We start from the raw sequence: 19,558 nt of genomic DNA, 5'->3' as shown, positions 1-19,558 counted from the left end.
GGCGTCACGTTTACGCTTATTCACCTTGTTTGCCGCTATTGGACATCTCTGACTGATCAAGATAGCAAGCGACATGTGATATGGTGGAGGCGGACCTCTCACCTCGCGCTTGGATCAGCAATCATTTCATTTCCCGTTGGCGCCATCGTTCTGATAATAGGAGTTTGGCAGAATACGCCGACCGTAATCAGCAATTGAGAGATTGATCTGGTTATAACTCTGCAAAACCCGACAAGACCGGGCAACAGAACTCGACATCTTCAGGCGCCGACCGCCTCCTCCTTGATCATCGGCGCATAGGTGACGGCCCGCTCGTCCTGCGGGCGGGCGACGCAATAGCCGTGCTCCGCGACGAAATCGACGACCTCGGTGAGCAGCCGGAGCCCCATCGGCGCGAGCGCGCGCCGCCACAGTTCGCCCGCGTCCTCGCCCGGATAGACGAAGCACCAATCCTGCGCGGCGAGCGCCCCGGCGTCCATCTCGTCCGACATGTGGTAGACGCTGCCGCCGGCGATCGGATCGCCGCACTTGATCGTCCATTCGACCGCAGCGATGCCGCGGTGCCGCGGCAGCAGCGAGGGGTGATAGCCGACCGCCGCGATCCGCGCCTTGGCGCGCACCTCGGCCGGCGTGAAGGCGTGAAGATGCGCGCCGACGATCAGGTCGTGCTCGCCCGGCAAATCGTCGGCCCGGAGCCGCATTGGGCGCTGCGCGATCGTGAAGGGCACGCCGGCCGCCTCGGCCGCCCCCGCGAGGCGGTCGTCGGCCGTCGGCGCGACGACGTGGATGTCGTGGCCGCGCGCCATCAGCCGCTCCAGCATCTGCGCGCCGAACCAGCGCGATCCGAGCAAGGCAATCTTCATCGTCGAGGCCTCCGTTCGCCTCGAACTTACCCGATCCTGCGCCCATTCCAACCGGCTGCGGCGGTTCTGCAGCCTATCGCCGCGGTCGCCTGCGACGCGGCGGATGCGTTCCTGTTGACCGCCAGCGGCTTGCGCGGGACAAACGGGTCGTGCGACCCGGTCCGGGTGGCGGGGCGGCGGGACGACGCGCAATGGCAGGGCTCAGGCAACGGCAACTGGATGCGGCGCGGGCGATCGTCGCGCATGCGGCGGAGCGCCTTGGGGCGGACCTCTCGGTCAAGCTCTGGGACGGCTCGATCGTGCCGCTCGGCCCCGGCGCCCGGAGCGACATCACTCTGACCGTCAAATCGCCGGCGGTCATCCGGCGGCTCGTCCTGTCGCCGCGGCTGATGACCGTGTTCGAGCTCTACGCCGTCGGCGCGATCGACGTCGAGGGCGCCACGCCGATTGAGGCCGCCCGGCGCTGGGACCATCTGAAGGCGCTCCATCTCGCGCGCACAGTCGACAGGACGTTCATCCTGAAGTCGCTCTGGCCGTTCCTGGTCTCCGGCAGCGCGGAACGGGGCCCGGAAGGCTATCGCGCCAGGGTGCCGACGCGCTTCGGCAAGGGGCGCGACGACCAGGAGCTGATCCGCTTCCACTACGACGTCTCCAACGATTTCTACGCGCTCTTCCTCGACCCGGAGATGGTCTATTCCTCCGCCTATTTCGCGCGGCCCGACATGAGCCTCGAGGAAGCGCAGATCGCCAAGCTCGACATGATCTGCCGCCGCCTCAGGCTGCAGCCCGGCGAACGGTTCCTCGACATCGGCTGCGGCTGGGGCGGGCTCGTCTGCCACGCCGCGCGGAACTACGGCGTCACCGCGCTCGGCGTGACGCTGTCCCGGCAGCAATACGACTATGCCCAGGCGAAGATCCGGCGGCTCGGGCTGGAAGCCCAGGTGAAGGTCGAACTCCGGGACTACCGCACCGTCGACGAGCCGGAAGGCTTCGACAAGATCGCCCAGATCGAGATGTTCGAGCATGTCGGGCTCGACAATCACGACGCCCATTTCAAGCAGATGCACCGGCTGCTGAGGCCGCGCGGGCTCTACCTGCACCAGGCGAGCACGCGCCGGCCGACCTGGAACCCGAAGCACTTCCGCAAGCCAACGGCCTATCAGAAGGTGATCACGCGCTTCATCTTTCCCGGCGGCGAGCTCGATCACATCGGGATGACGGTCACCAATCTCGAGCGCCACGCCTTCGAGGTGCACGACGTCGAGGCCTGGCGCGAGCACTTCCAGAAGACGCTCGAGCACTGGACGGCGCGGCTTGCGGCCAACCGCACCGCCGCAGAGGCGGAGATCGGCGCCGCCAAGACGCGGCTCTGGCTGCTCTATTTCTCGCTTTTCGCGCTCGCCTTCGAGCGCAACACCACCTTCGTGTTCCAGACGCTCGCCTCCAAGCGCCAGCCCGGCCCCTCCGGCCTGCCCTTCTCCCGCGCCGACCTCTATCGCGACGAGATCGCGGGAAAGAATGCGGAGCCGGGCGCGGCGCCGCCGGTGCGGGCAGTCGAGACCGCTTGAGCGCAGGAGAGATCATGGACCAGATGACGGCGATCATCCGCCTCGACCGCGCATTGCGGGCCGCCCAGGCGGTGCTTCGGGATCACCTCACCTCCGGCACGATGACGGCCGACGAGGCGCTGCGGCGGCTCCGCGACGTCCTGGAGGACGAGGATTTCGTGCGTTTCCAGCGCGCGCTGGAGGGTACCGGCACGCCGGATGCGGAACCGATCAAACCGGAAGACCCGCTTCCATACCGGTGATGCGCCGTCTTTTTCCGGCTAAATAGCGGATCGCAAACCTTTTTTTACCACCGCGCGCGCTAATGCCCGCAGGAGGGGCACTCCTCTTGCCCGGAAGGCAGGGTCTCGTATGCGCGTACCTGGACGTCTCCGCCCGGCCCTCGCCCTCGTTCTGCTCGGCATTATCGTCGGGCTCGGCGCGTGCGGCCGGCGGCCCGCGATGATGAGCGAGCACCAGTGCATGGCCCGCGCCATGTACTTCGAATCGAACCGCTCCAGCGACGACGGCATGCTCGCGGTCGGCACCGTGGTGATGAACCGGGTGAAATCGCCGAAATTCCCGAACACGGTCTGCGGCGTCGTCGGCCAGAAGAACCAGTTCGCCCCCGGCGTGCTCTCCAAGCCCATGAACGACAGCGGCCGCCCGCGCGCGGAGCGCATGGCGAAGGCGGTGCTGCGCGGGCAGCGCCACCGCGAGGTCGGGCAGAAGGTGATGTTCTTCCACACCGCCGGCTACAATTTCCGCTATAACAACATGCACTACCAGGTGATCGCCGGCGGCAACGCCTTCTACGAGAAGCGCACGCCGAAGCCCGGCGAGCGCAACACCACCCAGATCGAGGTCGCGCAGGGCATGCGCCAGGTCCGCCCGACGCGCGAGATCGTGTTCGCCTCGACGGCGCCGATGCCGCCGCGCTCGGAGCCGGCGCGTCCGCGCGCCCGGGAGCGCCAGGAGCCGGCGCCGGTCTATGCCCAGCTCGCGCCGCCGCGGCAGGCGGCCGTGCCGTCGCAGCCCGCCCCGGCCAGCATCGAGGACCTGATCGCCCTCGGCGGCGGGTGAGCCGCGCTCATTCCACCCAGAGGCCGTGCTTCCGGTGCCAGTCGGCGAGCGAGAGCTCGGGATAGAGCGCGTAGGCGTCGTCGCCGTTGCGGATCTCGGGCTCGACCCAGTTCGCCTTGTACTTCAGCATCAGGTGCACGCGTCTCGGAGGCACCGGCAGCGGCGTGTCGACCGCGCTCGCGAACGGGTGGACGAGGTCCGGCCAGGTCGGGTCGTAGAGCCAGAGCGCCGAGCCGCACGCCCGGCAGAAGCGCCGTTCGCCGGTGGAGGCCTCGCAGACCGGATGCTCCTCGTCCGCGATCTCCGCGCGGTAGAGCCCGAGATGCTCCTTGCCCGTGACGGCAAGGCTGTCGGCGAGCCCGCCGAGATTGATCGCGTAGCCACCGCCGCCCGCCTGCTTGCGGCAGATCGAGCAATAGCAGCGCTGGTAGGGCACCGGCGTGTGGCTGGCGAGCGAGAAGCGGACGCTGCCGCACCGGCACGAACCTTCGAGCATCATCGGCATTCGCCACCCCCTCGCCTTCGAAACGCGGCCGAAACGAATAACGGGCCTGCACGAAATCGGCCCGGAACGAGCCGGCGCTAATCGCCCCCGCCATTACTGGCCGCATGCGGCCCAAGGAGGGAACATCCATGTCGCTCGCCTACCGATTCTTCGTCGCCGGCATCCTGTTCGCGCTCACCGGCATGAGCCTCGGCACCTACATGGGCACGGTACACGACTTCACTTTCGCCCCAGTCCACGCCCACATCAACCTGGTCGGCTGGGTCACCTTCTTCCTGTTCGGCCTCTTCTACCGCGGCGATGTGCCGGCGGCGCGGAGCCTGGTCGCCGAGGCGCATTTTCTCTGCGCCGTCCTCGGCGGCATTCTCCTGCCGGCCGGCATCGTCGGCGCGGTGACGGAGAATGCGCCGCTGGCGCTCGCCATCATCCCGGGCACGCTGCTGACGCTCGCCTCCATGGCGCTCTTCCTCGCGGTGGTGGCCCGGTCCTGGAACCGCGCCCGCAGCGTGAGCCGCGCGCCTCGCCGCGAGATTGCAGAAGCGACGGCCTGATCCGGCCCGCACGGCCGCGGGACACCCGCGCCTGCGGCCCGACGGCGGCGGCTCCTGGAGACGCCCCGGACCTGCCGCCGCGCCCGGACTGAGCGGATCCTCGCTCGCGCGGCGGCCGGTCCGCGACAATTCGCGGAAATTGCATTCCGCTCTTTACCGGTCTCCTGAAGCCTTTCTTCGAACAACCGGACGTATGCGGGAGCTGCAGCCGACGTCGGAGAGTACATCGCCCGGCTGCAGGCACAGGGCTCGGGATGAAGATCGCAGACGGAGGTGCGCCGAAGCGGGTCGCGGACGAAAGCGGCGCGACCCTCCTCGAATTCGCCCTGATCTCCCCGGTCCTCCTGTTCCTGATGATGGCGATCGCGGAGATCGGGCTCGCGATGACCGCTCAGTTCCTGATGGAGGGGGCACTGCAGAGTTCGTCGCGCATCGGCCGCACGGGCTACGTCGCCGCCGACACCACGCGCGAGGAGACGATCCGCAGGGAACTGCACAGGCTCGCCGACATCATCATCGACCCCGAAAAGGTGAGGATCTCGAGCTATGCGTACGAGGACTTCGCCTCGATCGGAGAGCCGGAGCCCTTCGTCGACGCGAACGCGAACGGCATCAGGGACGACGGCGAGAACTACACGGACCTGAACGGCAACGGCCGGTACGATCTCGACCGGGGCGTTTCCGGATATGGCGGCTCCCGAGCGGTCGTCGTCTACACCGTCACCTATCCCTGGCGCTTCGTCACGCCCTTGATCGGGCCGCTCTTCGGCGAAGACCGCACGATCACGCTCACGGCGCGCGCCGCCGTCAAGAACGAGCCGTACTGATGCCGGGCGCGATCACCCGACGGGCCATCGCCTTCCTCGGGGACAGTTCGGCGATCGCCGCGCTCGAGTTCGGCCTGGCCGCTCCCCTCGTCGTCCTGCTCTTCATAGGCGGCTTCGACATGTCGCGCTATCTGCTCGTGCACTACAAGGTCGAGCGCGTGGCGTTCGCCGTCGCCGACATCCTCACCCAGTACAAGATGGTGAGCGGCAGCGAGATCAAGGACGCTTTCACCGCATCGGCGGAGATCATGCACCCCTTCCCCTTCGGCCCGGAGGGGGTCGTCATCGTCTCCTCCGTGCACCGGTCCGAGGCGACCGGTCCGACCGTGATCCGCTGGCAATGCTCCGGTGGAGGAGCCCTCGCCCGGACAAGCGCCGTCGGCCGCGTCAACGGCACGGCGACGCTGCCCGGCGAACTGACGCTCGGCGCGCGCGACAACGTGATCGTCTCGGAGGTGTTCTACACCTATCGCCCGATCTTCAGCGGGATCGTCCCGGACCAGGTGCAGGTCTACAAGACCTCCGTGTTCCGGCCGCGGCTCGGCGCGCTGACCTCCGCCCCGGGATGCTGACGATGCGTCGCCTACTGCGAACGGCACGCCGCCTCGCGGCCGGCGAGCAAGGCGGCCTCATGCCGCTCCTCGCGGTCGCGATGTTCGCCCTCGTCGCCCTCATGGGGATTGCCGTGGATGCCGGGCGGGCCATGCTGGTCTGGTCGAAGCTGAACTACGCCATCGACGCGGCGGGGCTGGCCGCGGGCGCCCGCCTCAATTCCACGAGCCTGCAGACGGAGGTGGCGAAGTTCGTCAACGCGAACTTCGCGGCCGGCTACACCGGGGCGAGAGTCACGGATGTGCGCCCCACCGTCAGCTCCGACGGAACGCTCATCACGATAGCCGGCACCGCCGTCATGCCGACGACCTTCATGAGGATCGTGGGCATCCAGGACGTCACCGTGAACGCCAGAAGCGAGATCACGCGGGCAGTGAACGGGCTCGAGCTGGTGATGGTGCTCGACAACACCGGCTCGATGGCGCCGTACATGACGAACCTCAAGACGGCGGCAAAGGACCTCGTCAACATCCTCTACGGGGATTCCGCATCGATCGACGATCTCTATGTCGGCCTGGTGCCGTTCTCGCAGGCGGTGAACATCGGAACGGCCCGGACCGCCTGGATCGACGGCGTGCACAAGGACAGCCTCGACTGGGGGCCCTCCAGCCAGGGCGGATGGCACGGCTGCGTCGAGGCACGGCGCGACGGCCTCGACGTGACCGACGCTCCTCCCTCGGAGCAGCTCTTCCGCGCCTATTACGCGCCGGATACGAGCTCCAACGACTGGATCCGCTCCGGCTCCTATCGCACGCCCTTCAGCACCAGCAGCCGCGGCCCGAACCTCTATTGTCCCGCACGCATGACGGGGATGACCCGCCAGCGCTCGGCCGTGGTCGCCGCAATCGAGGCCATGCAGGCGGTCGGCGGCACGCACGTGAATGTCGGCGCGGTCTGGGGATGGCGCATGCTGTCGCCGCGCTGGCGCGGGTTGTGGGGAGGCGACATGAACCTCTACAACCTGCCGCTCGACTACAACACGGAGAAGATGGAGAAGGCCGCCGTCATCATGACGGACGGGGCCAACACCGCCTATACGGACGTCTATTCGGCCTACGGCTTCCTCGGCGAGGGCCGGCTCGGCACGACGAGCAGCACCTCCGCGGCGGCGGCCGAGCTGGACCGCCGGCTGGCGGCGACGTGCACGGCGATGAAGAATGCCGGGATCATCGTCTACACGATCGCCTTCGCGAACCCGGGCGCCACGATCGAGTCGATGATGCGCGGGTGCGCCACGCAGCCGGACTTCTACTTCCGCTCGCCGACCACGGCCGATCTCCAGACCGCGTTCCGCACGATTGCCGATGCCCTGTCGAATCTCAGGGTGAGCCGCTGAGCGGCCTCACGGGTAGAGCCGCTGCTTCGACCATTGGCCGGTCTCGGTCCGGCTGAAGACGATGCGGTCGTGCAGCCTGAACGCGCCGTCGCGCCAGAACTCGATCGAGACCGGCGCGATCCGGAATCCCGACCAGAAGGCCGGACGCGGGATCGTGCCGATCCCGAAGCGCGCGGTGAACTGGGCCACCGCCTTCTCCAGCGCGAACCGGCTCTCCAGCGGCTGCGACTGCCGGCTCGCCCAGGCCCCGATCCGGCTCACCCGCGGCCTCGAGGCGAAATAGGCGTCGGCCTCCGCCGGATCGACCGGCGTCACCGGGCCCCGGACGCGCACCTGCCGTCGCAGCGATTTCCAGTGGAAGCAGAGCGCCGCCTTCGGGACGGCGGCGAGCTCGCGCCCCTTCCGGCTGCCGAGATTCGTGTAGAAGACGAAGCCGGCATGGTCAAAATCCTTCAGGAGCACCATGCGCACGTCCGGCAGGCCGGTCTCGTCGACGGTTGCGAGCGCCATCGCGTTCGGGTCGTTCGGCTCGCTCGCCGCCGCCTCGGCAAGCCATTCTCCGAAAAGCAGAAAAGGCTCCTCTGCGTCCCAGAAGTCACGGTTCGTTAACTCTGCTTGGGCAGGCTGCGCGTCTTCGGACATAGGTCGGCGGATCCGTGCGTTCTTCAGTCTGGCATCACTACAACGCCGCGAGCCCGGCCCGCCAGATCCGGCTGGCGCTCGTGGTCGCGGCGGCGCTCTCGCTCGGCGCCTGCAGCGCCCTCGACCTCACGATCGCCGGTCCGGACCGCGGACCGGTCAGCACGGGTTCGCTCTCCGCGCCGCTCGAAGTGGCGAGGCCGCTGCCGCGCACACTCGACGTGTCCGACGCCGCAATCATCGGGCGGACGGCCCTCGCCGCTGCGGGCGAGCCGGACCAGGGCGAGCGCGAATGGATCAACGGGCGCACCGGCTCGTCCGGGACGCTGGCCTTGCTGCCCACCGCTGAAAGCGCAGTGGAGCCCGGGTGCAAGGCATTCGGCGCCACCGTCACGAGCCTCGTCGGCGTACACCGCTATTCCGGCCGCATCTGCCGGAAGGAGGGCGGATCCGCGATGGCCGCGATCGCGATGATGGTCGAAGAAGGCGGCTGACGCTCTGGCAACCGCCCGCGCGACATTCCATATGTTGCACGGTTCAGCTTTTTCCGGATGATCTGCAATGCGCGACCCATACCAGGCTCTGGGCGTCGAACGCTCCGCGAGCGAGAGCGAGATCAAGCGTGCCTTCCGGAAGCTCGCGAAGCAGTACCATCCCGACCGCGCCGGCGAGGACGCGACCGCCAAGGCGAAGTTCAACGAGGTGAACACCGCCTACGAGATCCTCGGCGACAAGGAGAAGCGGGCCCAGTTCGACCGCGGCGAGATCGATGCGGACGGCAAGCCGCGCTTCCAGGGGTTCGAGGGCTTCGGCGGCGGCCAGGGCCGCGCCGGCGGGTTCGAGCAGGTCGACCCGAGCAGCTTCGCGGACATCTTCTCCGGTTTCGGTTTCGGCGGCGGCCGCGGGCCGGAGGGCCGCACGCGGACCTTCCGGTTCACCAGCGGGCCGGGCGGGCGCCGGCCGGAAGGAAGCGGGGCTGCCGACGAGGACGAGCTGCTGCGCAGCATCTTCGGCGCCGCCGGCCCGGGCGCGGCCCGCGGCGGGCCGCGGCAGCCGCCGCAGCGCGGCACGGACGTACGCGCGGACGTTGCCGTCACGCTCGAGGATGTTGCCCGCGGCGCCCGCCCGAAGGTGGCGCTGCCGACCGGCAAGACCGTCGCGCTCACCCTCCCGAAGGGGGTCACGGACGGTCAGGTGATCCGCCTCGCGGGGCAGGGCAATCCCTCGGCGAGCGGCGGCCAGCCGGGCGACGCGCTCGTCACTGTCCGTTTCGTGCCGCACCCGCTCTTCAAGGCGGAGGGCGCCGACCTCAGGATCGAGGTGCCGGTGAGCCTCGACGAGGCGGTGCTCGGCGCGAAGATCGCGGTGCCGACGCTCTCCGGCAAGGTCCAGGTGACGGTGCCGCCGGGCTCGAGCGGCGGCCGGGCGCTCCGGCTCAAGGGCAAGGGCCTGCCGGGGCCGCAGGGCAACGGCGACCTGCTCGTGAACCTCCGCGTCGCTCTGCCGGAGGCCGCCGACCCCGAGCTCGAGGCGCTCATGCGGCGCTGGCGCGAGGAGCAGCGGCCCTCCCCGCGCGGGCCCGCCTTCGACTGAGCGGGCGACCGCTTCTCAATCCGCGTCCCTGACGGCGTCGCGGGGCACGGGTCCGACCGAATCCGGCACGAAGAAGTCCGGCTGGAGCGGTACGGTCGGGTCGATCCGGTAGCGTTCGAAATCGGTGACCCCTTCACCGGCGAGGAAGGTGTCGTCGATCAGGAAGTTGCCGGTGAAGCTGCGGCTCGGCTTCAGGAAGATTGCATGCGCGGCATCGGCGAGGATCTCCGGCGTCCGCGACGCCCGGGCCATCGCCTCGCCGCCCAGCAGGTTCCTGACGGCTGCGGTGGCGATCGTCGTGCGCGGCCAGAGCGCGTTCACGGCCACGCCCTTCGGACGGAACTCGCCGGCGAACCCGAGCACGCAAAGGCTCATCCCGTACTTCGCGATCGAATAGGCGACGTGGGGGGCGAACCAGCGCTCGATCATGTCGAGCGGCGGCGACAGCATCAGCACGTGCGGGTTCCGGGCGCGCTCGAGATGCGGCAGCGCGAGCTTCGTCACCAGGAACGTGCCGCGCGTGTTGATCTGGTGCATGAGGTCGAAGCGCCGCATGTCCGTATCGGGCGTGCGCGTCAGCTGGATGGCGGAGGCGTTGTTGACGACGATGTCGATGCCTCCGAACCGCTCGACCGTGAGGCGGATCGCTTCGGCCACCGCCGCCTCGTCCCGGACGTCGGTGAGGCGGATCGCTTCGGCGACCGCCGCCTCGTCGCGGACGTCGGTGGAAAGCGGCAGCGCCCGCCCGCCGCACGCCTCGATCTCCTCGGCGGCGGAATGGATCGTTCCGGGAAGCTTCGGGTGGGGCGCCGTGGTCTTTGCAGCGATCGCGATGTTGGCGCCGTCCGCCGCGGCGCGCTTCGCGATGGCGAGCCCGATCCCGCGCGAGGCGCCGGTGACGAAGAGGGTCTTGCCGGCGAGGCTGCTCATTTTCGTCTTCCCAGGAAGGATTGGAACGCCGCTCTGGCTTCGCTGCTCTGGAGGAATTCGCGGAAGAGGTCCACCTCCTCGTCGATGCGGTCGAGCGTTTCGGTGATCTCGCCCTTCAGGAGGCGGCGGGACGCGAGCATCGCTGCGCGCGGCCTGGCCGCCAGTTCACGGGCGACCCCCAGGGCCTCCTCCTCGATCCGGTCGGGCGCCGCCAGCCCGTTCACGAAGCCCGCGTCGCGCGCCTGCACCGCACCGAAGGGGCGGCCCATCACCAGGAGCTCGAAGGCGCGGGCATGGCCCATCAGCCGCGGCGCCAGCAGGCTCGACGCCGCCTCCGGAACGAGGCCGAGCTGCACGAACGGCGTGTGGAACGTGCTCCTCTCCGTCGCGAGCACGTAGTCGCAATGGAGAAGGATGGTCGTGCCGATGCCGACCGCGAGGCCGTCCACGGCGGCGATGAGCGGCCGGTCGAGCCGGACCACGGCTTTCAGGAAGCGCACCACCCCGGCGAGCCGGTCGCCCTCCGGGCCGGCGAGGAAATCGGCGATGTCATTGCCCGCGGTGAAGGTGCCGCCGCAACCGAGGATCACCGCCGCGGCGATCTCGTCGTCACCGGTGGCGGCTTCGATCGCGTGCGCCATCGCTTCGTACATGGCGACGGTGAGCGCGTTCTTCTTGTCGGGCCGCGCCATGCGCAGGACGAGGACCGCGCCCTCGCAGCGGATCTCGACGTCGGCATCCGTGCCCATTCAATCTCCCGATCCTCGCCTGCGGCGAACGTTGCGGTTCACGCCACCATGCGGCGGAACGCGCGCTCGATCGCTTCGCCGTCGAGCCCCTTGTAGATGAAGACGAGCCGGGACGTCCGCGGCCCCTCGGGCCAGCCGGCGAGTTCGTAGGGCCGGCTGAAGCTCGTGCCGACCCCCTGCAGGACCACCGGGCGGTCGTGGCCCTCGAGGTCGAGGATGCCCTTGATGCGGAGGATCTGCTCGCCGCGCAGGGAGATCAGCGTCTCCAGGAAATCGGCGAGCTTCGCGTAGGCGATCGGCCGGTCGAAGGTCACGGCATGCGATGCGATCGCGCCGTGGCGGAACGCGTCGCCCTCCCTATGGTCCTGCTCGTGACCATGCCCGTGGTGATGGGAATGATGATCGTGGCCGTCCGCCTGATGGCCATGCGCATCATGCTCCGTCTCCAGGGCTGCGAGCCGCTCCACCGCCGCCATCGGCGCGGCGAAGAGCAGGTCGGGGTCGATCTCGCCGTGGACCGCCCGGTGGATCGGCACGCCGGGATTGACCTCCTGCACGGCGCGCTCGAGCTGCCGCGCCGCGCCGTCCGGAGCGACGTCCGTCTTGGTCAGCACGATGACGTCGGCGATCGCGATCTGCCGCTCGACCTGCTCGTGCTCGCCGATCTGTCCGCGCCCGAGCTGCGCGTCGAGGGTGCTGACGATCGTGCCGACGGCGCAGCGCTCGCCAAGGGTTTCGCTCGTCTGCAGCGCATGGACGATCGGCACCGGATCGGCGAGGCCCGTCGTCTCGATCAAGATGCGCGAGAAGGGCGGCAGCCGGCCGTTCGCGACATTGGCGAAGAGGTCGTCGATCGTGTCGCCGAGATCGCCGCGGATCGAGCAGCAGATGCAGCCGCTGTCCATCAGCACCGTGTTCTCGAACGAGGAATCGACCAGCTCGTGATCGATGCCGATCTCGCCGAACTCGTTCACGATCAGCGCGGTGTCGGCCATGCCGGGATGCCGCACGAGCCGGTTCAGGAGCGTCGTCTTCCCGCTCCCGAGAAACCCGGTGATCACGGAAACCGGCACGCGGTTCGGGCGCGCGGGTTCTGTTCGTTCGGCCATTCGATCGGGCTCCCGGACCGACGCCCGCGTCGCGGGCGGGCGCGTCCCTGCGTGAGGTGTCGGCACTGTACCGGTAGCCATCGCGAAGGCGCGCCGCAAGTCTCGGCGTCACCGGCAAGCGAGGGCTGGCGATTAGGAATGCTACTGCATACAATCATGATCTCTTCAATGTAAGTGGCGGAAATCGTGCGGAAATCCACCGCCCGCCGGAAAATCGTCCGAACCGCCCGCGACTCCTACGCCGGCTTGTTGCGCCGTCCCCGCCCCTCCTGTAGCGATGCCCGCCGGAAGGGCGGAGGACGCCGAACCAGCACGGAAGACGAGGAGGATCGCGATGGCCGAAATCAGGGGCATGAAGTACATCACCCAGGACCCGCTTCTGGGCTTCGGCTCGGTCGGCGAGGGCATGAGCATGCAGGTGTGCAGCGACGGGCGCCGCATCCTCTGGCTCGCCCACGAAGGTCCGCCGAAGAACTTCACCGGCGTGGACGTCACCGATCCGCGCAAGCCGCGCGTCATCGTCCAGACCGACCTGCCGCACGGCAACATGCGGTCGAACTCGCTGGAAGTCACCGGCGACATCATGGCCGTCGCCTACCAGACCTACAGCCTCGGCGAAAAGAACGCCGGCATCGAGCTGTTCGACGTCGCCAACCCCGAGGCGCCGCGCTCGATCGCCTTCTTCGACCGCACCGGGCCGCATTCCCGCGGCGTCCATTGCGTCTGGTACGTCGACGGCGAGTACATCCACTGCGCCAGCGGCGCGGCGGACTGGCAGCCCCGCCATCCGCGCGACGACCAGTTCTACCAGATCATCGACGTGCGCAATCCCTCGAAGCCGGAGGAGGTCGGGCGCTGGTGGATGCCGGGCACGCGCGAGGGCGATGCGGAGCCGGCGCCGAAGCGGCTCAACGCGGATTCGCTCGACAACCCGAGCGGCAAGGACGCCTACCGGGTCCACAACACCAACGTCTATCCGGAGCGTCCGGACCGCGTCTACATCGGCTATCTCGACGCCGGCGCCTACACGCTCGACATCTCCGACAAGTCGAGCCCGAAGGTGGTCGCGCACTGGAACCCGAACCCGCCCTATCCGGGCTTCACGCACACCTCCATGCCGCTCATCGACCGCGATCTCCTGATCGTGTCCTCGGAAAGCGTGCAGCCGGAGGCGCGCGACTGGCCGAAGCTCACCTTCGTCGTCGACAACCGCGAGGAGACGAACCCGGTCCCGATCTCGACGCTGCCGATGCCGCCGGTGGAGGAGTACCGCAGCCGCGGCGGCCGCTACGGCTCGCACAATCTCCACGAGAACCGGCCGGGCCCCTCGTTCCGCTCCGACACGATCGTCTTCACCACCTATTTCAACGGCGGCGTGCGCATCTACGACACGGCGAACCCCTACCAGCCGCAGGAGATCGGCTGCTTCGTGCCCGACGCGCCGGAAGGCTCGCGCGTACCGGCGACGCAGATCAACGACGTCTATGTCGACGAGAACGGCATCGTCTACGCCGCCGAGCGCCTGACCGGCGGCATCCACATCCTCGAGCTCGACATCTGAGGATCGGCGGGCGGCTCAGGCCGCCACGCCCTCGCTCAAGCCCCGGGGCCGGAACGGGCCCCGCGGCACCGCCTCGCCGGCCTCGAAGGCGGAGAGCTCGGCCGGGAAGCGCTGATCGGCGAAGATCCCGGGCCCGCGCGACAAATCGGCGGCCGTCAGCGTCACCGGCACGATCAGCGCGGAATCCGGCGGCCGCCTACCGAGGCTCGCCAGCGACACCAGCACCAGCGCCCGCCCCGTCCAGAAGGCGAAATCGCCGGCCGCCACCACCGCCTCGCCGCTTCTCCCCGGCGCGGCGGCGATCACGCCGGCGAGCGGCTTCAGCGCCGAGAACAGGACGTCGTCGGCCCGGAACAGCCCGCCCGCCCAGGCGAGCCTCTGCTCGAGCGCCGCCGCCTGCGCCGAGACCCGCTCCGCGACGAACCGGAAATAGAGATCGACGAAGCTCCTCTGCGCCCGCGAGAAGGCGTCGATCGCCTGCAGCGTCTCCTCCTTCAGCGCCTCGAGCCGCGCCGCATTGTCGGCGAGTTCGGCGAGCCGCTCCGGCCCGTAGCGGCGGCCGTCGTCGCCGTTCAGCCGGATGGCCGGCGTCTCGGCGGGCACGAGCAGAAGCCCCTCGCCCCGCCGTGCCGCAGCCGCCACCTCATCGGCCGCGGGCAGCCCCCGCTGGCGCCGCCCCGTCAGGACAGCGATCTCCTCCGTCATCCGCCTTCCTCCCGCGTCTTCGCAACCTTGCGCGGACGAATAGAGCGGCCGGCCGGCCGGGGCAATTCCGGTCAGGCCGCCGGTGCAGCCTTGACATGGTTGTCGAAGGCGACCGGCAGCGTCGCCGGGGCGCCGGGCCCCTCCGCATCGCCCAGCGTCAGCACCGTTCCGGCGCCCGACGTCGCCAGGAAGGCATGCGGGCCCGCCCCGGTCACGCCGCAGCCGTCGAAGAGCCGCTCCTGCGCGACCACGCGCTTCGAGCCCGCGTCGATGAAGAGGATGCGCCCGCCCTTCGGCGAGGAGGCCGCGATCGTCGACCCGTCCCGGCTCGTGGCCATCGACCCAATATAGCCTTCCAGCGCCACCGGCAGGCCGGGATCGGCGTCGAGGAGCTCGATCGGGCCGTCCGCCGAGGCGCGCCCGATCACCTGCGGCACGTCGACGGGGCTGCCCTCCCATTGCCCGCCGAACCAGACATGGCCGCCTCCATCCACGGTCATGTGGCGCATGGAGAGGCGGGCGAGCGCGCCGGGCGTCTCGTGGCGGGCGACGAGGTCCCCCGTCAACCGGTCGACGAAGCTCAAGGACGAGCGCATCGTGTCCAGGTTGAGCTTCGCCCGCCCGGAGTCCGGATGCGTTGCGATGCCGCCATTGGCGATCGCGAGCGTCCGCCCGTCGGGCATCAGGATCATCTCGTGAGGTCCGATCCCGTGCGTGTCGAGCTCGCCGATGCGCGCAAAACCGGCGGCGCAGTCGTAGACGCCGATCACCCCGCGGGCCCCGCCGCCGTAATCGCTCTCGGTCGCATAGAGGAGCCGGCCGTCGGGGGCGAACGCGCCGTGGCCGTAGAAGTGCCGGTCCGGCGGGCACGTGAAGGTTTCCGGCGGCGCCTCGCCCCGAAGGCGGAACGCCACCGCGAAGGTGCCGGGCCGGCGCGCGAACGCCACGCCGCGCCCGCCGTTTGCGTCGAGCACGACGTCGTGGCCGCGCGCGGGAAGCGGGATCGCGCGCAGCCGCTCGCCCCGCTCCGTGAAGACGACGATGCCGTAGCCGCCTTCGGCGGTCCGGCAGGGCGCCAGGAAGACGAGGTCGCTTTCGGCCAGCGCGGCGGCTGCGCGCGGCGCGAGCCCGAGCGCGAAGGCCGCGCCTGCGCCGGTCAGAAGCGTGCGCCGGTCAATCGCCATCCAGCGCGTTGAACCCGGGGGAAAGCCCGACCGCCGGCGAAAACTGGTCATGGAAGAGGCTCTTGAGGCTGGAGAGGACGACGAGCGCATAGCTCGCCTTTCCGCGCTGCTCGGGATCGGTGAACACCCCCTCCGCCGGCCCGGAGAGGCCGCGAAGGGCCGCGATCAGGTTCTCGATCTCGAAGGAGACCGAGTTCGCAATCCAGCCCTTGTCGGCCGGGAGCAGCGTCATGATGTCGGATTTCGCGACGAATTCCTGGAGGCCCAGGGCGCTCGCGACGAGGTACTCGGCGGTCGCACCGGAGCGGTGGTACGGCGCGAGCTGCGGCCGTGCGCTGGCGGCGTCCTCGCCGAGCGCGGGACGGATGCGCTGGTCGGCCATTTGCTCGAACCCCGTGAGGATTGCCTTCAGGAGCTCGGTCAGCGTCTCTGCGCGGCTCCGGTAGACGGGGTTCTCAGGCCCCGGGCGGGCCATCAGGCGGCTCCAGCCGTTCTGGCCTAGCCAGCCGTCGCGGGCCTCGGCCGCGAGCGACGCAAGGTTCTTGCCGACGGCCGCCGCGAGCTGGCAACGATACTCTGCAGCGGGGTCGGTGAGCGGAACGTCGCCTTCGAACAGGAGGATCTCGAGCGCCGGCAGGCCCTGCACCGCCGCGCTCTGGCTCTTCAGCGCACCCTGCTGGAGGAGAACCGGGTCTTCCCTGGTGAGCATCTGGCGGATCTGCCGGCGCGCCACACCGCGGGGGTCCGGCCAGAAGGCGAACCGCTCGTACCGCCCCTGGTCGGAGAGCGGGCCGAAGCGCAGGAAATCGACGCGCGCCCAGGCCCGGACCAGGTCCCGGAACCGCGCCCGGCTCTGCTCGATCCCGTCTTCGTCCGGTTCCTTGCAGGTCGCCTCGAGGCGCGCCGCCGTGTTCGCCGCGGTCTCCGCCACGCGCTGGAAGGCGGGCACGATCACCCGGGTCACCGCCTTCTCGACGATCGCCGCATGGGCCGCCTCGTCCGCCTCCGCGGCAAGCGTCGGGCTCGCAAGGATCGCCAGCAGCGAGAGAAGCCCGAGGACGGGCGCCAGAACGGCAGTCATAGGCTCTCCAGGTAGGCGAGAAGCGCGGCCCGGTCGGCCGCCTGCATCGACAGGAACAGATCCCGCGCGCGCGCGCCCTCGCCGGCATGCGCCAGGATCGCCGCTTCGACACTAGCCGCGCTGGCGTCGTGGAGATAGCGCCTGCTTCCATCCTTCACGGCGAGGCCGGCGAGCGACGGCGTCCGCCATTCCGATGAAGCCGCCCCTCCCTCCGCCATGCCGTCGTCGAGACGGTCGCCCATGTCGTGCAGGAGAAAGTCGGTGAAAATGCGTACGCGCCTCCCGCTGGCGTCGGGAAGCTCGGGCACGTGGCAGGCGGCGCAGCCGGCGCGGGCGAAGAGTTCCGCGCCGCCGGCATCCCCGCCGCGGCCGGGAGGAAGATCGAGGCCGCGGAGGAACTCGGCGACGAGGTCCACGATCTCCTCCGAGATCTCGTGGCCGTCGAACAGCGCGCTCTCGCCAGTGGCAGCGGCAAGGCAATCGGGCTCGGCCAGCGTGCAGTCGCCGTGCGGATGCGGGGCGGCCGGGCTCGACAGGCCGAGGTCGAGCGCGAATGCGTTGGCGACCTGGCCGGAGAGGGTGGCGCCCTCCCCCTTCCAGCCGAAGCGCCCGACGCGCGGCCCGTCCGGTGTGTCGACGATCCTCGCCCGACCAGAGATCCCGCCCCCGTCGCGGTCCTCCGGGTCGGCGAGCGCAAGGATCGCGGCCTCGGCCACCCGCTCGCGATCCCCGATGCCGCGAAGGCTCGGGGCGGCCCGGACGGATGATCTGGTCCTCTCCCCCATCGGCCCCCTGTGGAGCTCCGGAACCACGGTCAGCCCGCCGCCTGATTCGGGCGCGAGCCTCAGCCGCCCTTCCGCGGCGAGGCCCGGAACGGCCTGGTCCTGGAGCTGCCGGCCGTAGACGGGATCGGCGCCGCCATCGTCCGTGCCGAACCGGAGCACCAGGCCGCGCGCTTCGACGCTGCCGTCCGGGCGGCTGCCGAACCGGGCGCCGCCGCCACCGGAATGGCAGCCGGTGCAGGCGCGCGCATTGAAGAGGGGCCCGAGACCGTCGGCCGCGTCCGTGGAGGCCGGCGCCGGTACCCAGATGCGCTCGAACAGGGCGCGGCCGAGGACGCGATCGAGGCCGGCATCGGCGAGTGCGGCGGGCGCGAGCGCTGCCAGCGCGGCGATGGCCGGGACCCACAGCAGCAGGCTCTTGCGCCGGCTGGCGATCATGCGACCCGAAGGATGCCCATCATGCCGGTCTCCTGGTGCTCGATGATGTGGCAGTGGAACATCCAGTCGCCCGGATTGTCGGCAACGAACGCCACCTCCACCCGCTCCTTGGGCAGGAGCAGGACCGTGTCGGCGTGGTGGACGGGGAGATCGCGCTTGTTGGAGCCGAGCACCTTGAACGTGTGGCCGTGAATGTGGATCGGATGGATGTGCGGCGTCGTGTTCACCAGCGTGAACACGTAGCTTCGTCCCCGGTCGAGCGTCGCGAGCGGCGGCGGCACGGCGCTGTGGTCCTGCCCGGGCCAGGCCTGCTTGTTGATCGCCCAGAACGTCTGCGGCGTGAGGCAGATGTCGCCGATGAACTGGCCCGCATCCGGCGCCTCGGCCGGAACCGCAGACGGGACTCCGACCGCGTTCGAGAAATCGAAACGCAGTCGCTCGGCCCGGCCGAGATTGGGTTCGGGTATCCCGGCGGCGCGAAGCGGCGCAGGGTCGAACGGGCCCCCGCGCATGGCCGGACCTTCCGACAGGAACGTCGCGAGCGGCACCGGGTCGGGCGCGTAATAGTCGTAGAGCACGGCCGTCCCGCCCGGCCCGGGCGACCGCATGACGATGTCGAGCCGGGTCGCCGGGCTCGCCCACCATGCCTTGGTGGAAAAGGGCGGGACGGCGATCCCGTCGATGGCGACGATCGCCCAGTCGGCGCCTTCGATGCCGAACTGCACCATGCGCGCGGCATCCACGTTCAGCACGCGGAGCCGGACGTCCGCGCCGGCGGGCACCGGCAGCGTCGGCTGCGCCTCTCCGTTCACGCTCCTGACATTGCCGAACGTGCCGCGCCGGGCCGCACCTTCCTGGGTGAAGAACGGCCCGAGCGTGCCGTCGGCCTGGATCGCCCAGTCCCTGACGACCAGCAGGCGCTCGGCATCGTAGGCTTCCGTCTCGTCGCCCTCCACGATGAGCACCCCGGCGAGGCCACGGCCGAGCTGCTCGGCCGTATTGCAATGCGTGTGGAAGAAGAACGTGCCGGTGTCCGGCGGCACGAAGGCATAGTCGAAGGATTCACCCGGCCGGACCGGCTCCTGGGTCACATAGGGCACGCCATCCTGGTCATTGGGTAGCCTGATGCCGTGCCAGTGGACGCTGATGTGCTCGTTCCGACGGGCGAGGGCATTCTCGACGCGCACCTCGAGCCGTTCCCCGTGCTTCAGCCGGACGACCGGCGGAAAGCCGGCGTCCGAGAACGTCCAGAGCGGCAGCGTGCGCCCGCCGAAGCATGGCAGCGCCGTCGGACGCTCGGCCGCGACCAGCCGGACCGCCTTCACGCCCGCGCCGGCTGCAGGGTGCGGAGCACCGGTCGCGCGCAGGAGCGCCGGCGCAGGCGGGCCGGCCGCCAGAGCGGCCGAGCCGGCCAGTGCGCCGGCCGAAGCGAGGAAGGACCTGCGCGTCAGCATGTCGTCACG

Annotated in this window: 21 protein-coding genes; 10 read left to right on the top strand and 11 right to left on the bottom strand. The window is 69.8% G+C overall.

Annotated features, from left to right (window positions below):
* Positions 1 to 260: 260 nt before the first annotated feature.
* Positions 261 to 863, bottom strand: a complete 603-nt coding sequence (locus tag ACUN0C_RS02490) for a formyltransferase family protein (protein WP_445464727.1) — start codon at positions 861 to 863, stop codon at positions 261 to 263.
* Between the two features lie 191 nt (positions 864 to 1,054).
* Here ACUN0C_RS02490 and ACUN0C_RS02485 point away from each other — a divergent pair, with 191 nt between their 5' ends.
* The 3 genes from ACUN0C_RS02485 to ACUN0C_RS02475 all read left to right on the top strand — a co-directional run bounded on the left by ACUN0C_RS02485 (position 1,055) and on the right by ACUN0C_RS02475 (position 3,493).
* Positions 1,055 to 2,431: a class I SAM-dependent methyltransferase gene (locus ACUN0C_RS02485; RefSeq protein ID WP_445464726.1), complete on the top strand. Its 1,377-nt coding sequence runs from the start codon at positions 1,055 to 1,057 to the stop codon at positions 2,429 to 2,431.
* 14 nt (positions 2,432 to 2,445) lie between these two features.
* Positions 2,446 to 2,673 carry a hypothetical protein gene (locus tag ACUN0C_RS02480; protein ID WP_445464725.1) on the top strand — a complete coding sequence of 76 codons (228 nt, stop codon included), beginning with the start codon at positions 2,446 to 2,448 and terminating at the stop codon, positions 2,671 to 2,673.
* Positions 2,674 to 2,782: 109 nt separating this feature from the next.
* On the top strand, positions 2,783 to 3,493 hold the full coding sequence (locus ACUN0C_RS02475) for a cell wall hydrolase (RefSeq protein WP_445464724.1): 711 nt from the start codon (positions 2,783 to 2,785) through the stop codon (positions 3,491 to 3,493).
* Between the two features lie 7 nt (positions 3,494 to 3,500).
* On the opposite strand, the gene ACUN0C_RS02470 is transcribed toward ACUN0C_RS02475, so the two are convergent.
* Positions 3,501 to 3,998 carry a GFA family protein gene (locus ACUN0C_RS02470; protein WP_445464723.1) on the bottom strand — a complete coding sequence of 166 codons (498 nt, stop codon included), beginning with the start codon at positions 3,996 to 3,998 and terminating at the stop codon, positions 3,501 to 3,503.
* Between the two features lie 128 nt (positions 3,999 to 4,126).
* On the opposite strand from ACUN0C_RS02470, the gene ACUN0C_RS02465 reads away from it, so the two are divergent.
* The 4 genes from ACUN0C_RS02465 to ACUN0C_RS02450 all read left to right on the top strand — a co-directional run bounded on the left by ACUN0C_RS02465 (position 4,127) and on the right by ACUN0C_RS02450 (position 7,324).
* Positions 4,127 to 4,549, top strand: a complete 423-nt coding sequence (locus tag ACUN0C_RS02465; RefSeq protein WP_445464722.1) for a hypothetical protein — start codon at positions 4,127 to 4,129, stop codon at positions 4,547 to 4,549.
* Positions 4,550 to 4,803: 254 nt separating this feature from the next.
* Complete coding sequence (locus tag ACUN0C_RS02460) at positions 4,804 to 5,376, top strand: TadE/TadG family type IV pilus assembly protein (protein WP_445464721.1); 573 nt, start codon at positions 4,804 to 4,806, stop codon at positions 5,374 to 5,376.
* Positions 5,376 to 5,948: a TadE/TadG family type IV pilus assembly protein gene (locus ACUN0C_RS02455; RefSeq protein WP_445464720.1), complete on the top strand. Its 573-nt coding sequence runs from the start codon at positions 5,376 to 5,378 to the stop codon at positions 5,946 to 5,948. The genes ACUN0C_RS02460 and ACUN0C_RS02455 overlap by 1 nt, the downstream gene beginning before the upstream one ends.
* 2 nt (positions 5,949 to 5,950) lie before the next feature.
* Positions 5,951 to 7,324 (top strand): TadE/TadG family type IV pilus assembly protein, encoded by a 1,374-nt coding sequence (locus tag ACUN0C_RS02450; RefSeq protein WP_445464719.1) that lies wholly within the window; start codon positions 5,951 to 5,953, stop codon positions 7,322 to 7,324.
* A gap of 6 nt (positions 7,325 to 7,330) precedes the next feature.
* On the opposite strand, the gene pdxH is transcribed toward ACUN0C_RS02450, so the two are convergent.
* A complete protein-coding gene (gene pdxH, locus ACUN0C_RS02445) occupies positions 7,331 to 7,966 on the bottom strand; it encodes a pyridoxamine 5'-phosphate oxidase (protein ID WP_445464718.1) in 636 nt (211 codons plus the stop codon).
* Positions 7,967 to 7,980: 14 nt separating this feature from the next.
* Here pdxH and ACUN0C_RS02440 point away from each other — a divergent pair, with 14 nt between their 5' ends.
* Together ACUN0C_RS02440 and ACUN0C_RS02435 are read left to right on the top strand one after the other, a co-directional pair.
* A complete protein-coding gene (locus tag ACUN0C_RS02440) occupies positions 7,981 to 8,457 on the top strand; it encodes an RT0821/Lpp0805 family surface protein (RefSeq protein ID WP_445464717.1) in 477 nt (158 codons plus the stop codon).
* A gap of 67 nt (positions 8,458 to 8,524) precedes the next feature.
* On the top strand, positions 8,525 to 9,556 hold the full coding sequence (locus ACUN0C_RS02435) for a DnaJ C-terminal domain-containing protein (protein WP_445464716.1): 1,032 nt from the start codon (positions 8,525 to 8,527) through the stop codon (positions 9,554 to 9,556).
* 15 nt (positions 9,557 to 9,571) lie between these two features.
* Here ACUN0C_RS02435 and ACUN0C_RS02430 read toward each other — a convergent pair whose 3' ends face one another.
* The 3 genes from ACUN0C_RS02430 to ACUN0C_RS02420 are packed head-to-tail and all read right to left on the bottom strand — an operon-like array spanning position 9,572 to position 12,344.
* Positions 9,572 to 10,486 carry an SDR family oxidoreductase gene (locus ACUN0C_RS02430; RefSeq protein WP_445464715.1) on the bottom strand — a complete coding sequence of 305 codons (915 nt, stop codon included), beginning with the start codon at positions 10,484 to 10,486 and terminating at the stop codon, positions 9,572 to 9,574.
* Entirely contained in the window at positions 10,483 to 11,235 is a 753-nt protein-coding gene (locus ACUN0C_RS02425) for a crotonase/enoyl-CoA hydratase family protein (protein ID WP_445464714.1), read from the bottom strand. The genes ACUN0C_RS02430 and ACUN0C_RS02425 overlap by 4 nt, the downstream gene beginning before the upstream one ends.
* 38 nt (positions 11,236 to 11,273) lie before the next feature.
* Positions 11,274 to 12,344, bottom strand: a complete 1,071-nt coding sequence (locus ACUN0C_RS02420) for a CobW family GTP-binding protein (protein WP_445464713.1) — start codon at positions 12,342 to 12,344, stop codon at positions 11,274 to 11,276.
* A gap of 334 nt (positions 12,345 to 12,678) precedes the next feature.
* Between ACUN0C_RS02420 and ACUN0C_RS02415 the strand changes: the two genes are divergently transcribed.
* Positions 12,679 to 13,905 carry an LVIVD repeat-containing protein gene (locus ACUN0C_RS02415; RefSeq protein WP_445464712.1) on the top strand — a complete coding sequence of 409 codons (1,227 nt, stop codon included), beginning with the start codon at positions 12,679 to 12,681 and terminating at the stop codon, positions 13,903 to 13,905.
* A 15-nt stretch (positions 13,906 to 13,920) separates the two neighbouring features.
* Here the strand turns inward: ACUN0C_RS02415 and ACUN0C_RS02410 are convergent, their stop codons facing one another.
* The 5 genes from ACUN0C_RS02410 to ACUN0C_RS02390 all read right to left on the bottom strand — a co-directional run bounded on the left by ACUN0C_RS02410 (position 13,921) and on the right by ACUN0C_RS02390 (position 19,549).
* Positions 13,921 to 14,610: a hypothetical protein gene (locus tag ACUN0C_RS02410; protein ID WP_445464711.1), complete on the bottom strand. Its 690-nt coding sequence runs from the start codon at positions 14,608 to 14,610 to the stop codon at positions 13,921 to 13,923.
* A gap of 71 nt (positions 14,611 to 14,681) precedes the next feature.
* Positions 14,682 to 15,794, bottom strand: a complete 1,113-nt coding sequence (locus ACUN0C_RS02405; RefSeq protein WP_445464710.1) for a DUF1513 domain-containing protein — start codon at positions 15,792 to 15,794, stop codon at positions 14,682 to 14,684.
* Positions 15,784 to 16,875: an imelysin family protein gene (locus ACUN0C_RS02400; protein WP_445464709.1), complete on the bottom strand. Its 1,092-nt coding sequence runs from the start codon at positions 16,873 to 16,875 to the stop codon at positions 15,784 to 15,786. The genes ACUN0C_RS02405 and ACUN0C_RS02400 overlap by 11 nt, the downstream gene beginning before the upstream one ends.
* Positions 16,872 to 18,095 (bottom strand): di-heme oxidoredictase family protein, encoded by a 1,224-nt coding sequence (locus tag ACUN0C_RS02395; protein WP_445464708.1) that lies wholly within the window; start codon positions 18,093 to 18,095, stop codon positions 16,872 to 16,874. Before ACUN0C_RS02395 ends, ACUN0C_RS02400 begins: the two co-directional genes overlap by 4 nt.
* Complete coding sequence (locus ACUN0C_RS02390; protein ID WP_445464707.1) at positions 18,092 to 19,549, bottom strand: multicopper oxidase family protein; 1,458 nt, start codon at positions 19,547 to 19,549, stop codon at positions 18,092 to 18,094. Before ACUN0C_RS02390 ends, ACUN0C_RS02395 begins: the two co-directional genes overlap by 4 nt.
* Positions 19,550 to 19,558 lie beyond the last annotated feature (9 nt).

The sequence above is a fragment of the Faunimonas sp. B44 genome (assembly GCF_052655945.1).
This window is presented reverse-complemented; position numbering and strand designations above follow the sequence as displayed.

Excerpts from the sequence above, each read along its gene's own strand:
- ACUN0C_RS02490 (WP_445464727.1), bottom strand. The coding sequence starts at position 863 with ATGAAGATTGCCTTGCTCGGATCGCGCTGGTTCGGCGCGCAGATGCTG.
- ACUN0C_RS02485 (WP_445464726.1), top strand. The coding sequence starts at position 1,055 with ATGGCAGGGCTCAGGCAACGGCAACTGGATGCGGCGCGGGCGATCGTC.
- ACUN0C_RS02480 (WP_445464725.1), top strand. The coding sequence starts at position 2,446 with ATGGACCAGATGACGGCGATCATCCGCCTCGACCGCGCATTGCGGGCC.
- ACUN0C_RS02475 (WP_445464724.1), top strand. The coding sequence starts at position 2,783 with ATGCGCGTACCTGGACGTCTCCGCCCGGCCCTCGCCCTCGTTCTGCTC.
- ACUN0C_RS02470 (WP_445464723.1), bottom strand. The coding sequence starts at position 3,998 with ATGCCGATGATGCTCGAAGGTTCGTGCCGGTGCGGCAGCGTCCGCTTC.
- ACUN0C_RS02465 (WP_445464722.1), top strand. The coding sequence starts at position 4,127 with ATGTCGCTCGCCTACCGATTCTTCGTCGCCGGCATCCTGTTCGCGCTC.
- ACUN0C_RS02460 (WP_445464721.1), top strand. The coding sequence starts at position 4,804 with ATGAAGATCGCAGACGGAGGTGCGCCGAAGCGGGTCGCGGACGAAAGC.
- ACUN0C_RS02455 (WP_445464720.1), top strand. The coding sequence starts at position 5,376 with ATGCCGGGCGCGATCACCCGACGGGCCATCGCCTTCCTCGGGGACAGT.
- ACUN0C_RS02450 (WP_445464719.1), top strand. The coding sequence starts at position 5,951 with ATGCGTCGCCTACTGCGAACGGCACGCCGCCTCGCGGCCGGCGAGCAA.
- pdxH (WP_445464718.1), bottom strand. The coding sequence starts at position 7,966 with ATGTCCGAAGACGCGCAGCCTGCCCAAGCAGAGTTAACGAACCGTGAC.
- ACUN0C_RS02435 (WP_445464716.1), top strand. The coding sequence starts at position 8,525 with ATGCGCGACCCATACCAGGCTCTGGGCGTCGAACGCTCCGCGAGCGAG.
- ACUN0C_RS02430 (WP_445464715.1), bottom strand. The coding sequence starts at position 10,486 with ATGAGCAGCCTCGCCGGCAAGACCCTCTTCGTCACCGGCGCCTCGCGC.
- ACUN0C_RS02425 (WP_445464714.1), bottom strand. The coding sequence starts at position 11,235 with ATGGGCACGGATGCCGACGTCGAGATCCGCTGCGAGGGCGCGGTCCTC.
- ACUN0C_RS02420 (WP_445464713.1), bottom strand. The coding sequence starts at position 12,344 with ATGGCCGAACGAACAGAACCCGCGCGCCCGAACCGCGTGCCGGTTTCC.
- ACUN0C_RS02415 (WP_445464712.1), top strand. The coding sequence starts at position 12,679 with ATGGCCGAAATCAGGGGCATGAAGTACATCACCCAGGACCCGCTTCTG.
- ACUN0C_RS02410 (WP_445464711.1), bottom strand. The coding sequence starts at position 14,610 with ATGACGGAGGAGATCGCTGTCCTGACGGGGCGGCGCCAGCGGGGGCTG.
- ACUN0C_RS02405 (WP_445464710.1), bottom strand. The coding sequence starts at position 15,794 with ATGGCGATTGACCGGCGCACGCTTCTGACCGGCGCAGGCGCGGCCTTC.
- ACUN0C_RS02400 (WP_445464709.1), bottom strand. The coding sequence starts at position 16,875 with ATGACTGCCGTTCTGGCGCCCGTCCTCGGGCTTCTCTCGCTGCTGGCG.
- ACUN0C_RS02395 (WP_445464708.1), bottom strand. The coding sequence starts at position 18,095 with ATGATCGCCAGCCGGCGCAAGAGCCTGCTGCTGTGGGTCCCGGCCATC.
- ACUN0C_RS02390 (WP_445464707.1), bottom strand. The coding sequence starts at position 19,549 with ATGCTGACGCGCAGGTCCTTCCTCGCTTCGGCCGGCGCACTGGCCGGC.